At 59.8% G+C, this 13,886-nt stretch carries 10 protein-coding genes; 5 read left to right on the top strand and 5 right to left on the bottom strand.

From position 1 onward, the window contains the following. The first annotated feature begins 215 nt into the window (after window positions 1-215). Window positions 216-1,040 (top strand): ferritin-like domain-containing protein, encoded by an 825-nt coding sequence (locus FLP30_RS02110; RefSeq protein WP_149278135.1) that lies wholly within the window; start codon window positions 216-218, stop codon window positions 1,038-1,040. A 70-nt stretch (window positions 1,041-1,110) separates the two neighbouring features. Beyond that, on the top strand, window positions 1,111-1,494 hold the full coding sequence (locus FLP30_RS02115; protein WP_149278136.1) for a VOC family protein: 384 nt from the start codon (window positions 1,111-1,113) through the stop codon (window positions 1,492-1,494). A gap of 495 nt (window positions 1,495-1,989) precedes the next feature. Here the strand turns inward: FLP30_RS02115 and FLP30_RS02120 are convergent, their stop codons facing one another. Continuing rightward, window positions 1,990-2,433 (bottom strand): hypothetical protein, encoded by a 444-nt coding sequence (locus FLP30_RS02120; protein WP_149278137.1) that lies wholly within the window; start codon window positions 2,431-2,433, stop codon window positions 1,990-1,992. Window positions 2,434-2,646: 213 nt separating this feature from the next. On the opposite strand from FLP30_RS02120, the gene trhO reads away from it, so the two are divergent. After that, complete coding sequence (gene trhO / locus FLP30_RS02125; RefSeq protein WP_149278138.1) at window positions 2,647-3,717, top strand: oxygen-dependent tRNA uridine(34) hydroxylase TrhO; 1,071 nt, start codon at window positions 2,647-2,649, stop codon at window positions 3,715-3,717. A gap of 133 nt (window positions 3,718-3,850) precedes the next feature. Here trhO and FLP30_RS02130 read toward each other — a convergent pair whose 3' ends face one another. The 4 genes from FLP30_RS02130 to FLP30_RS02145 form a co-directional block, all read right to left on the bottom strand. Beyond that, window positions 3,851-5,845 (bottom strand): acyltransferase family protein, encoded by a 1,995-nt coding sequence (locus FLP30_RS02130; RefSeq protein ID WP_149278139.1) that lies wholly within the window; start codon window positions 5,843-5,845, stop codon window positions 3,851-3,853. 438 nt (window positions 5,846-6,283) lie between these two features. Beyond that, on the bottom strand, window positions 6,284-9,370 hold the full coding sequence (locus FLP30_RS02135; RefSeq protein ID WP_149278140.1) for an efflux RND transporter permease subunit: 3,087 nt from the start codon (window positions 9,368-9,370) through the stop codon (window positions 6,284-6,286). A 3-nt stretch (window positions 9,371-9,373) separates the two neighbouring features. After that, window positions 9,374-10,534, bottom strand: coding sequence for an efflux RND transporter periplasmic adaptor subunit (locus FLP30_RS02140; protein ID WP_149278141.1), 1,161 nt, complete (start codon window positions 10,532-10,534; stop codon window positions 9,374-9,376). Further along, entirely contained in the window at window positions 10,531-11,712 is a 1,182-nt protein-coding gene (locus FLP30_RS02145; protein WP_246856563.1) for a TolC family protein, read from the bottom strand. The genes FLP30_RS02140 and FLP30_RS02145 overlap by 4 nt, the downstream gene beginning before the upstream one ends. Before the next feature lie 277 nt (window positions 11,713-11,989). On the opposite strand from FLP30_RS02145, the gene FLP30_RS02150 reads away from it, so the two are divergent. Continuing rightward, a complete protein-coding gene (locus FLP30_RS02150; RefSeq protein WP_149278143.1) occupies window positions 11,990-12,508 on the top strand; it encodes a hypothetical protein in 519 nt (172 codons plus the stop codon). A 785-nt stretch (window positions 12,509-13,293) separates the two neighbouring features. After that, complete coding sequence (locus FLP30_RS02155) at window positions 13,294-13,854, top strand: hypothetical protein (protein ID WP_149278144.1); 561 nt, start codon at window positions 13,294-13,296, stop codon at window positions 13,852-13,854. Window positions 13,855-13,886 lie beyond the last annotated feature (32 nt).

The following is a 13,886-nucleotide window of genomic DNA, read 5'->3' on the forward strand; positions in this document are numbered from 1 at the left end:
GTTGCCGACAGCCCCCACCCATGGCTTTACCGCCTGATCGGGTGGGGTAGTCTTGACACACGCTCTTTTTTATCGCCCATGATTTCCCCCACGTGGACAGTGCTGCCAAAACGCCAGCCAGCGCGTTCCAACAGGCGTGGACACACCACGGCACCACCCCAACCTGATGGAATGCATCCGCAGTGCAGACACGGGCGTGAGAGGAGATCAGGTATATGAAACACTGGCAGATTGATCAGCTCCCATGGGAGCAGTTTGATCCGTCAAAAGTGGATCAGGATCTGCTCTCGTCAATCAAGGCGGCTTCTGTGGTGGAGCGTAACAGCGTTGACTACGCGCTCTACCTCAACAACGTTTTCCGCGATGATCCTGATTTCCGTGAGGCTGTGGACAACTGGGCGCTGGAGGAAATCCAGCACGGAGATGCCCTGGGCCGCTGGGCCATGCTGGCCGACCCGCAATGGGACTACCACGCCGCCTTCCAGCGTTACCGGGATTTCTACCAGATCCCGCTGCATGTCGAAGAGTCGGTTCGAGGCTCCCGCACAGGCGAACTTATTGCCCGCTGCATGGTCGAAACTGGCACATCATCCTTCTATTCCGCCCTGGCGGAAGCCACGGAGGAGCCCGTGCTGCGGGCATTGTGCAAGCAGATAGCGGCTGATGAATACCGGCATTACAAGCTCTTCTATGACCACATGCGCCGCTATCTGGCGCGTGAGAACATAGGTGTTATCGAACGGGCGCGCATTGCCATCGGGCGCATGACAGAAACTGAGGATGACGAGCTGGCCTCCGCCTACCACACCACAAACGACCCCGAAGGCCTGCCCTACGACCACGAGCGCTGCACCGCTGCCTATATGGCCCGCGCCATGAAGCACTACCGCCCGCACCACCTGCGCCGGGTGACGAACATGATCTTCAAGACCATTGGCGTCAAACCCCATGGGCCGATCCAGAACGTTGTTTCATGGATTGGGGAAAAACTGTTCTTCCGCCGTCAGCACCGCTTTGCTGTCATGGCGCGCCAGGGCTAAACAGACCTTGCCGCCGGGTCGGAAAGCGATAAGCTGACCTTCCTTCAAACGGCACAGGAAACCGTGTGCAATGTTCACCCACATGACCATCGGCAGCAACGACATTGCCCGCTCCCAGGCATTCTACAACGCTGTCTTTGCAGCCCTGGACATCCCCCCCTCCGACATCAACGCCATGGGTCGCCTGATCTATTCGCACCATGGTGTGTCGCTGATTGTCACAAAGCCGCTGGACGGCAAGCCTGCGACCCCTGCCAACGGTGGCACAATCGGCTTTGCTGCGACCTCCCCCGCCATGGTGGACGCCTGGCACAAGGCCGGGGTTGCCAATGGCGGCACTGCCATTGAAAACCCGCCCGGCGTGCGCGAAACACGCGTCGGCCCGCTCTACCTTGCCTATCTGCGCGACCCGGATGGCAACAAACTTTGCGTTGGCTGTCGGGCCACGGCCTGACACCACGCCGGTATGGGGGTTCGCCCCCATACCTCTCCCACTCTGGGCTTTGGTCCGCTGTCTGTGGACGAGTTGATGGATAGCCCAGCGCACAGGTGGACAACGGCAGGCCAGCCGACAAAAAGCCACAGCAGCAAGCCTGACTTCCACAAGGATATCCACAGGTTTTTCCGCTGGCCACTCTGCAAGGGAAAATATGGACCCGAGAGACAAAAACTCTCTAGAACCCGCAGTTTTCCTACAATTTTTTATTTTTTTACTCTTGCACCATTTAACGCTCTTGACGCGCTAAAGAGGGTACGATTCGGCTTTAGCCGGATTCATCCACAGGCCCATGCGGTGCAGTGGAAAACGCCGCCTACGGCTGGGGAGACACGCGTGTATCACCCCTCATGCCGTCTGTCATCACCTTAATGGGATTCTTTTTGCCTGCCATGGCTGTTCGGGGCATCAGCGCGGGCATCCGTCAGGAAAAAGTCCACGCATAGAACGGGGTCAGGGCGCGACAGTGCCATCATCACTGCTGATATTAACGAAGGTCTCCCCTGAAATGGAAACATCGGCCACAGTCGGGCGCTGCAAAGCAGCACTCGCATCACGGGCAATTCCGGCTGTGCGCACCTTGAGGTCAGCCAGTTCCTCCCGCACATCGGACAGAATTTCCAGCAGAGCCTGATGGTCTTCATCCGCGCGCTTGTCGGCGCTGCGGTTCAGCACTGCGCTGCCCACCATCAGCGCAGGCAAGGCCACAAGCTGGATGCAGTTGCTGATGTACAGCAGTGTTTCCTGCCACTGGGGCAACAGCAGTGGAATGAGCGAAAACACAAAAAATGCGTACACACACCATATGCTGCCAAACACCCAGGTCATGCGTATGGCCACGCCGTCGTTAAAACGGTTTATTCCCGCCGTAACGCCTGCCCTGCGATCTTGCCCCATGCTTCCGCCCCGTTGATCTGTCTGCCTGCTCCGGCTCTAGCATAGCTCTGCCGGGCTGTCCGCCTGCGGGCGACGCACATCAGGCCCGACCGGGGTAGGAAAACACTTGTCCCGCCCCGGTCTGGACCGCTAAACCGGCGTGCCGTGGCCACCCTGCCCGCAAGGACAGACACCCAACAGGACCATGGCCCCGCCCACCCGCAAGGACCCGCCATGACCACCAGCGCAACACCCGCCACCCAGCCAGAAACACCCACCACGGACCTGCCTGTCTGTGTTGCCGCGCTGTATCGCTTTACCTCCTTCGCACAGCCCGAAGCCCTGCGCCCCATCCTGCAGGACAGTTGTGTCGCCCATGGGGTGCGCGGCATCCTGCTGCTGGCGCATGAAGGCATTAATGGCACCATCGCCGGGCCGGATGCAGGTATTCAGGCTGTGCTGGAACAGATCCGTGCCCTGCCCGGCTGTGCGGATATTGAGGTCAAATTCTCCCGCGCTCCAGCTATGCCCTTCCTGCGGATGAAGGTGCGCCTGAAAAAAGAAATCGTGACTATGGGCGTGGACAACATCGACCCCAACCACTGCGTGGGCACCTACGTCAACCCGCAGGAATGGAACACCCTGCTGCGTGACCCGGACACGGTCCTGATCGACACCCGCAATGATTACGAAGTAGCGGTTGGCACGTTTGAGAATGCACTGGACCCGCAGATCAAAACCTTCCGCGACTTTCCCCAGTGGTTCCGCCAGAATCGGGAGCGTTTTGAAGCCACCGGCCGCAAGCCGCGCATTGCCATGTTCTGCACAGGCGGCATTCGCTGCGAGAAAGCCACCGCCTTTGTCCGTGCGGAAGGGCTGGACGAGGTGTACCACCTGCATGGCGGTATTCTGAAGTATCTGGAAACCATGCCGGAGGCAGAAAGCCTGTGGAAGGGGGAATGCTTTGTTTTTGACCAGCGTGTGACGGTCGGCCATGGCCTGAAACCCGGCGCACTGGAACTCTGCCACGCCTGCCGCGCCCCGCTGACACCAGAGGACAGGCAGTCCCCCCTGTATGAAGCTGGGACAAGCTGCCCCCATTGCCATGGCCGCTGGGACGCCAGCCACCAGACCCGCCATGCCGAGCGCGAACACCAGACACGTCTGGCCGCCCAGCGCGGTACCGGCCACCTTGGTGCCAACATGGCAGAAGAACGCGCCCGCAAACGCCAGAAGCGGGAAGAAGAGCTACGCTACCAGCGTGCCCTACGGTCGGGCTCTGAGGATCAGAACGAACAGCCCTGACCACCCGACTAACAGGCCACTGCGAAGACAAAAAGTGGCCTGTCATTATTTGCAGGCCGCCTCTATGCACTCCGGCAGGGGCATAGGTTTCTTGCCCCGTTTTTCATGCAATGGGGCAAGGAAAGCCTAGCTATTACCGGGTCAGCAATGCATCCAGAAAATGGATGTTGTCTTTTACAAAAACAGGCCGCAGGTGTTTCTCATCAGCGTATTTAGGCTCGCCCTGCGCGTTGATGACTGAGCAGAACGCCCCGCTCCCGCAAACATCCGGGTAGGGGTCAAGTGTCATCGCCCCTGACTGGGCGGCAACGGCCAGCAAAGTCTGCCGTGCCTGATCTGTCGCTGCATGCAACTGGGCCATGGGGATGCCTGCCTCCAGCGCCGCCCTGTCCACCGCTACATGCCACAGGCTACGCCGCAGTAATGCACGGGGGTTGAAACGATCATCAAAAGGCGAGGGCAGCACAAGCCAGAGGGCTGAAACCCCCTGCTGGCGCAACTGGCTGATCTGGCGGCCATACTCCGCCACAATCGCCCCCTGCCCTCCATCATGGCGGGCCAGCGCACCGGGCCAGAACGCCCCCATGACAACGGTGTGGATATGCCGGGCCTGAATAAGGCCGTCACGCACCCCCGCCATACGCTGGCAGAATGTAAAACCGGGGGCATCATGCCCGCCTTCAAACGGCGCGCAGCTTGGCCCCGCGACAAGCACAACCTGATGCCTCAAACGCCCCTGCTGGAATAGCTCCTCCACCCTTGGCCCCCATTGGGCCAGCAGGCTGTCCCCCGTGAGCATAATGGGGCTGCCGGTGTCCCCCAGAGTAGCAACTGTCAGCCCATGACTACGCACCGCATGCATATGAGCGGTTATAGGGAAGATACCATCCCCCGCTGCCAGAGTTATCCGGGCGGCATCGACCGTGCCACCACCCCATGGCAAAGGCCGTCCAGGCCAGCCACGCGCCCCCCATGTGCCTAAACCCGCCACAGCCAGCACGCCCAGAGCCAGCAACAGCCACCCGGTCCAGCGCCGCTGCCCCCCGACTGCACGCACCGGCTTTTCCACCACCAGCACAGTCAGCCACGCCAGCAGCACGGAACCTGCAAGAATGGCAAAGCCAGCACTGTTCCGCACAGACTCGGCCCCATGCACAATGTGGTACCAGGCCACCAACGGCCAGTGCCAAAGGTAAAGCGGGTAGCTGACCAGTCCCAGCCACCTGAGGGGGTGGGCCGACAGCAGCACCCGGTTGGGCCATGCCAGCGACCCCGCCTGCAAGACCAGCACCGTACCCAGAACAGGCAGCACCGCAGCAGGAGCCGGGAAATGCCAGCCGGGCCGCAGGCATGCCAACGCCAGCACCACACCCACAACACCCACACCGGACCACAGGGTTTTCTGCCGTTCTGTCATGTTCCATGCAGGCAGGGCTGCCAGCAGCGCACCGGGCATGAATTCCCACATCCGATCCAGAGGAGAATAAAACCCGGCGGCAGACCCTATCGCGGTATGATAGCAGTCCAGCCCCAGTGACAGGCCAGCAAGCCCCCCAATACCCCACGACAAACGCCCTCCGACCCGCCCCATGACAAGCAGGCACACGGGCCAGAGGGCATAAAACTGCTCCTCCACCCCCAGAGACCATAAATGCAGCAGGGGTTTGAGCATGGCTGCGCGGTCAAAATACCCCTGCTCATGCCACGCCAGCAGGTTGCCCGCCGACAGTGCGCTGGCTGCGACATCCCGTCCCACGGCCGCCAGTTCCCCCGGGAGCAGGGTCAGCCAACCCGCCAGCAGTGTACAGGCCAGAACACACAGCAATGCCGGGGTCAGGCGGCGAATACGACGGCCGTAAAACTCAGCCAGCCACGACCAGCCAGCCCCACGCCGCGCAAGGCACTGTGCCGTCACCAGATAGCCAGAGAGCACGAAAAAAACATCCACCCCCACAAAGCCACCGGGCATAACTGCGGGAAAGATATGGTACAGCACCACGGCCAGCACAGCCACGCCACGCAGCCCATCCACATCGGTCCGCCAGCCCCCGGCCGCCGCCTGTCCAGGCGGGCCGGGCCATAGCCGTAAACGCCAGCAAGACCAGAATGAACGGATGGAATGCGCCATGAAAACCCGTACGTTACCCACCAGCCCAAAGCTGGCGTTGCCCGTTGTGCCCCCAACCCACAGACCATGGCAACAGGCCCATTAACCAGTTGTCAGAGAGGCACGCTGACAGCGTTACTGCCCCAAACGGCATGAAACAGGCACACGCAGAGGCTTGAACTGGCTCTGAGCCGATAACCCCGGCCCGACACACTGCGCCTCACAATAGGATAAAAAGTCTGCGGCACCTTCCGGGTGTCGGGGTAGCGCCCTGAAGAAAAGGTACTGGCTAATCCCGAGCTTCCTTCGGATTAAAGCACCCTTACGCAGGCAGCATTTCCCACATACACTCCAAAACCTGCACATGCCGCAGACCAAGCCCCATAAACTTGGCCCTTACGCAGCAATAGGGGCAAGACTCTACAACCTCGTACCGATCACCCTCTGCTGTCGGTGGAATTACCCCTCAACAGGCGGAGCATCGGGGGCTGCCTTGCGGCCATAAAGCGCCGCATACAGGCTGGGCAGCACCAGCAAGGTCAGCACCGTACAGGACACCAGCCCACCGATCACCACTGTGGCCAATGGCTTTTCAACCTCTGCCCCTTCACTCATGGAAAACGCCATGGGGAAAAAACCCAGGCAGGCCACCGTTGCCGTTGCCATCACCGGGCGGAAGCGCTCCTTTACGGCATTAACAGCCGCAGCAAGAGGGCCAGCCCCTGCTTTCCTGAGTTCCTGCATGCAGGACACCAGCACAAGCCCGTTCATGGTTGCCACGCCAAAGAGCGCAATAAACCCGATACCGGCCGAGATGCTGAACGGCATGCCCCGCACATACAAGGCAATAATACCCCCGGTTGCAGCAAACGGCAGATTGACAAAAACCAGAGCCGCCAGCCCGACCTCCCCCAACGCCATAAGCAGCAGCAGGAAGATAAGCCCCAGCATAATGGGCACAACAATTTCCAACCGGGCCATAGCAGTCTGGAGGTTGCGGAACTGCCCACTCCATTCAATGGAATAGCCCGGCGGCAGCTTGACCTGCTGCTGCACGGCTGTCTGGGCCGCCTGCACAAAGCTGCTCAGGTCACGCCCACGCACATTGGCCTGCACCATAGAGCGGCGCATACCATGTTCGCGCCGGATGGCAGGCGGGCCATCGGACAGGGCAATCCGGGCGACCTGTGACAGATTGACGATTTTATCATCCCGCGTGACGACAGGCAGGAACAGGATATCATTCAGCGTGTCACGCGCCGTATCCGCAAATCGCACCTGAGTGGGCACCAGCGCATCATCCACAGACACAGGTGGACCGTAGTGCCCACCCAAAGCCTCCACCACATCCAACACGGCAGAGGTATCAACATTCAGGCGGGCAGCAGCCCCACGGTCGGCATCAATATGCAGATACGGGATCGTGCCGACATCCTGCGGGGCGACGTCGGCAGCGCCTGGTACCTTGGACACCACATCGGCAATCTGTGCCGCCAGCCGCGCCAGCGTGTTTACATCCGGCCCATAGATGCCAATGGCAACCTGAGAACGCACGCCTGACAGCAGGTCATCCATACGCATCTGGATCGGCTGGCTCCAGTTAAGCAACGAGCCAGGGTTATTCTTGATCAGTGCCGCATTAAACGCCTTGACCAGCCCTTCCTGCGTGGTGGCTGTCTTCCACTCGGAGCGGGGTTTGAGCAGGATATACGTATCGCTCTGCTCCCCGCCCTGGGGGTCAGTCGGGATCGCCGCCGTGCCGGTATTGCTGACAACAGAACGGATGTCAGGAAAGGTCATCAACGTCTGTTCGATTTCCTGCGCGGCCTTGAGCGAGGCATCCAGCGCAATACCCGGCAGGCGGGTGGAGGTGACAATCAGATCCCCTTCCTGCAACTGGGGAATGAACTCGCCCCCCAACCGCGTCGCCAGCGCCATGGAGGCACACAGAAACACCACCGCCACGCACACAACCTTGCGGGTGTTGCCCATGCACCAGGCCGAAACGGGCTGAAAGCCCCGCCACATGGCTGTAATAAACCATGTCTGATGGTTACCGGCATCATGCGTTTTGGGGCGGCCCAGCAACATGCACAGAGCAGGAATACAGATCAGCGAATAGATAAGAGACGCCACCAGAGCCAGAATAACGGTCTGCCCCATGGGCCGGAACATGCGGCCTTCCACCCCCTGCAAGGTCAGCACTGGCAGGTAGACCATGGCGATGATCAGCACGGCAAAAGTCACCGGTCGGGCGACAGAGGCCACGGTCTGGCGGATGGTGTCGGGCAAGGCCTCATCCGGCCTGCGGCGGTGCAGCACGTTTTCGACAATGACCAGCGAGCTATCGACAACCATGCCAAAGTCGATAGCCCCAAGGCTGAGCAAATTGGCCGAGATACCCAAATGCCGCATGCCCACCATGGCCGCGACCAATGAAAACGGAATGACCGAAATAATAACCAGCGATGCCCGCCAGTTGCCAATAACCACCAGCAACGCGGCCAGCACAAGGAACGCACCCAGCACAAGGTTTTCGCGCACGGTGTCGATGGTTTTATCCGTCAGTGACGCACGGGTGTAAAAGGATTCCAGCGTAACACCCGTTGGCAGACCCGCCTGAATCTGCGGCAGAACAGCCTGTACAGCCTCCAGTGTGGCCAGCGCATTGGCCCCCTGCTGTAGCAACACCACCCCGCTGACAATTTCACCCTGCCCATCCCGCGTGACACCACCCAGACGCGGCCTATGGCCCTTGCGCAGGGTGCCTACGTCACGCACTCGCACGATTTCCCCATGCGGGCCGCTGCGCAACTGTACCTCGCCCAGTTCGTGCAGGTCATCAATCAGAGACCGACCGACAATCACATGCTGTTCGTCATTATGCTCGATCCAGGCACCACCGGCGGCTTCGTTATCCGTATCAACTGCATGGAAGACATCCGACACCGACACCCCATACTGGCGCAGTGCCATGGGGTTGAGCACGACCTCATAAGTCTCCGACCCGCCACCATTGACGTTAACATCCACCACACCGGGGACAAGGCGCAGGCTGGGCACCACATTCCAGGCCATCAACCTGTTCAGGTCTTCCAGACTCTGGTCGCGGCCCTTGATCTGAAATTGCAGGATTTCCCCCATGCCTGTCGCCATGGGGCCGATGTCGATGGATGTACCTGCAATGGCCACGCTGTCCCGCGCCTGTGGCAGGCGTTGCACCACAAGGTCACGCGCGCGGTAAATATCCGTGGAATCTTCAAACTGGAGATAAAGCACCGCAACACCAGTGCGGGAGACCGAGCGCAGCCCGCTCAGCCCGATCACCCCCGACATCACCTTCTCAATCGGGGATGTAACCAGTTTTTCCACCTCCTCGGCGGGAAGGCCGGGAGCCTGCACGGTCACCAGCACCTGCCGGGGGGAAATATCGGGCACAGGCTCGACCGGCAGGCTTCTGATATCGGCAATTCCTGCCAACATCAGCAGGCAGACCAGACCAAACAGGAAAAACCGTTTTTCTATACACCAGCGGATAATCGGCATGACTTACTCACCCACCGCCTGCGTATCCGGCGCAAGAATGGCCTGCCCTTTGAGAGTAAAGCTGCCCTCGGTCACAACAGTCTCGCCCGCCGCAACCCCTTTGAGCACAACGATGCTACCGTCCAGCGATGGACCAAGTGTGACAGGCCGGGCTGTATAGTGCTGGGGTGATGTCCGCACAAAAACGATGGAGGTGCCGTCCAGAATCTGCACCGCGGCCTCGGGAATAACAACGCCCGCCTGTTTCTGGCCCGAGAAAATGCGGGTCTGCACCAGCATGCCCGGCCTGAGCTGGCCTTCCTCATTATCCACAAGGCTGCGGACAAGGACATGCTGGGTCGCAAGATCGACGCTGCCTTCGACAATATCCACCACGGACTGCAACGGTTTATCGCCCGGAGCTATCCAGGTCTGCTGTTTGTCGCCCTTGCGGATGTGGCGGGCGGCCGTTCCATCCACCTGCGAAACAATCCAGACACGGGAGAGGTCATCCACCTCCACCGGAGGCGGGCCACTGGCGTTAATGTCCTGCCCGCTGGTAACACCCACCCGCACCACCACACCTTCCAGCGGGGAGACCACGACGGAGTGGCCATTGCCGACCTGCTCCATATCCGAGCTATAGCGCCTGAGGTGTTCAAGCAGGCCGTGCAGTTCGGCCTCTCGCTGGCGGACAAGGGCCGTTGCGGCCTGCAAGCCATCTCTGCGCCGTTCCACCTCGCTGGCGGACAGGGCACCGCCGCCCAGTGCCTTGCCGCGCTGGTAAAGCTGGCGGGCATTGGCCTGACGGGCGCGGGCCTCCTGCAAGGCGGCCTCGGCCCCGGCCCTTAAGGCGGCCTCGTCCCGCATGGCAAAATTTTCAAACGTCAATAGCGGCTGGCCCTGGCGGACACTCTGCCCCGGCACAACCTCCACCGACACCACGCGCCCTTCCCCCACAGGGCGGATACGCGCCACGCGGCGTTCATCCGCCGCAACATAGGCCGGCACATCAACATGCTCGGCCACGGCACCTGCCACGGCCACAGCGGTCTGTATCCGCTCCCGCGCAAGGGCTGTGTCGGCTATGACAAGGGTTGGCATGGCAGGACGGGCGTGGGCCATACACACCGGCACACCGGCCAGCACCCCCGACAGAACAAGCCTGTGCAGAACAGTTTTCATGGTGCATGCCCCGCCATAAGGATCATCCGGGCGATGGTCGCCCGCATTGTCACATCCGCCTGGGCCAGCCTGTCGGCGGCCTCCAGCGCCATCCGGCGGGCGCGCAGATACTCGACCACCGGTATTTCACCCACTTTCCAGGCTTCTGCCAGATGCGCGGCCCGCTGGCCTGCATGGCTCTGCTCCATACGGGCATGCCGAACAATTTCAGCAGAACTCTGTAACTGGCTGCTCAACTGCTGGTATTCCGCCTTGATCTTGCGCCGTGCCAGAATGGTATCGCGCTCGGCCCGGCTGACGGCCTGGGTCTCCTGCATCATCCGCGGGACATTGACTGCCTCGCTGGGGAGGGGGACCTGAAACTGCACACCAATCTGGGTGTCCCACGGGCTTTGATACTGCTCCTGCCTGCTCAGCATCACCCCGACCTGCGGATTGGGCATGTAGGAATGGCGAGCTACATTGTAGGACGCCTGTGCTTTCTTGAGCGCGGCATCAGCCAGTTGCAGCCTTGGGTCCTGGGTGATGTCCAGACGGATGTTGCGCTGGGCCAGCAGGCGGCCATCAATCCCGGCCATATCCGGCACATCATCACGCCCGGTCAGGGCCTCCAGATCGGCCCGGATGTTTTCAAGCGCCTGCTGCATTTCTGCCAGTGCGCCTTCCACACCTTCCTGCTCGGCCACGGCCATATCGCAGTCAGCCTGTGAGACCTCACCCGCGGCACAGGCTTTTTGAACATCTGTGACGGTATGTGCCAGAGCGTCACGCACATCGGTCAGGTTACGGATGCGGGCCTGCGTGACGGCCGCGTCGCGCGCAAGATCAATGACACGGGTGGCAACAGCAAGCCGTTGCACCTTGATCTGCCAGACCGCCACTTTTTCATCCGCCTGGGCAGCATGTTCCGTGGCCGTGCCCTGCCCCGGCAGCCAGAGCGGCACGCTGATGCTGCCCTGATACGTGGTATAACCGACCTTGCTCCCGATGAAGTGGTCGTCGTAATACTGACCGCCGACAATCGGCCCGCCAGGAAACCACGACCGGGCGGCAGACGCATTCCGACGGGCGGCAGTGGCGTCCACAGTATAGGCTGTATGGGCTGGGTCGGTGTGCCAGGCTGCCTCTATTGCCTCATGCAGGGTTTCCCCCTGCGCTTCAGGACAAGCAATGACCAAGAAAACGCCGCAAAAAGTGCCTACACTTACAGAAACAGGCCACTTTTTTTGAAATGGATATTGCAATCGCACCAGAGAAGCGCCACCTTTTTATGAGCGATTTCATTCGCAACCAGACGTCTTGATATACTGACACAACAAAGTGCAACATAAACACCATTTTTATGAAAAAAAATTTATATTTCAGGCGCCGCGTTTCAGTTGCATATTTCGATACGATAATGAAACATTATCCTCTATTTACCGGCCCTGTAGCAGGCCCAAAGGGACAACGCGCGTGACAGACAGAAGTGGCATAGGCGTGTGTCGTCGCATTCTCGGTGCCCTGTGCCTGCCTGCCTTTACCCTCCTGCTGGCCACCCCAGCCTTGGCAAAAACCTACAAGGTCACCTGTCCGGGTGAGCATAAAAGCCTGACCCTGTATGTCTCCGGCAGTTATCACGGCTATCCGTTCTCCGAGGTTGAAGAAACAGTCCTCAAGAACATGGCCTGCCCCCACAAAGCCTCTGCCCGCCAAAGCCTGCACGACCTGACCACACAGGATCTGGTCATGCATGTGACGGTGCGCCGCTACGCCGGTCAGCAGCTACGGGGGTCTGTTTCTGTCGCCCTGCTTGATAACGGCACCATTATCAGCCGCAGTGCCTCCCCCCTGTCCGCACTGGCGAGCAGCAACGCCCCCTCCGTCATCGGGGATGATATTTACACCACCATCCAGAACGCCTGGAACGAGCTGACCTACGCGCCCAACGCCAGCAAGGCCATGGCTAACGCGCAGGCACCAGACATGTCCTGACAGTTCAGGCGGCCTTCACAAAAAACTGACAACCGGTCAACAAAACCACAGCAGCAGGTAGAGCAGCCTTACGCTTTACCGCCTGCTTTAAAGGCTCAGCCCCACGCCAAGGGCTGATCGGCCTGCGCCACACTTGTGGCCACACAATACTGGCAGCCCCAACACACAATAGCGCAGCACCCGCAACAGGTATTGGCCGGAGCAAAGGCCACCTGACCACCCGCGCAAATTGCTTGACACCACGCCACCCCAGAGGCGAGCATATACTACCATGAAGACAATATAATCAGAGCTCACAACCTAGGGTGGTAATTCTCTTAAAAACCTGTATGCTGCCGCACCATGTGGTGAGGTTACACCAAAAAATAGAAGCCAGAATAAAGAAGGATACACATTTTCGGGGGCAGAATTTGCTGCACCAACATCCCCCGGAACCCTATTTGAAAGGATAAAGAAAATCATAAATTTCAATATTTTATTTACCGCACCCTTCATAAACTGCGGCGTATGACCCGCGGCGCACAACAGGCAAACCTGCCCTGACCCGTTAAAGAGCAGCCTGCCTTATCATTCTATCGCACCCGACAGGATAGGAGAGTAACCTCATGCAGTCACACCCTCCATTACAAGCTGCACGTTACTTTCATACCTGTTTTTCATGACTCAGTATTATGCAAGACAGAAAAAATTCAGAATATCCTGCTCATTTAGCGGATTCTTTTTATACTGACCTGACACTCCAGGCTGAAGAATACCAAAGCCGTTTCCTTCGCCTGTTATCAGATATGAATACCGAGGAACTGCTGGCCTTTACCCAGTGCAGCATTCCCATGGCACGACTGCGTGTCATTGCTGTGCTCCGGTTTGCCGGGCGGCTGTTCCGCCTGAACCAGCATCTACCGTTTGAAACCGCCTCCAGCCTGTGCAAGGCGTTTCTAAAAAGTGCGGACTATGATCTTGGAAATTCCGCCAAGATCACATTTTCAGAATATCTCTACTACGTCAGCAAATACGCAACCCCGGTCACAACCTGCCTGCCGCCACCGCCCATTCCCGACACATACGCCCCCGGCACGTCCCTCGGTCGCACCATAGGGGGGCATATGGGGCTGGATATTGTCTTTATCAGCCTGTGTCAGGCCAATGCCCGGCGGCTGGCCCAGCCGGACTGGCGTGGCCGCCGCCCGGATATGCCCTCCCTGCACACTCTGCTGCGCCTGCTGGCGCGCCACCAGCTCCTACGGCCTGAGGATGTTGCACAGGGGCTTGAACATATCATGCTGGACGCCACACAATATGCGCTGGATACTGTGCGCGACGCAGCCTGCTGCCATACGCAGGACTAACAGACCGGGCACCACCGGGCTGACAGCACGCG

The sequence above is a fragment of the Acetobacter vaccinii genome (assembly GCF_008365315.1).
GTDB classification, from domain to species: Bacteria; Pseudomonadota; Alphaproteobacteria; order Acetobacterales; family Acetobacteraceae; genus Acetobacter; species Acetobacter vaccinii.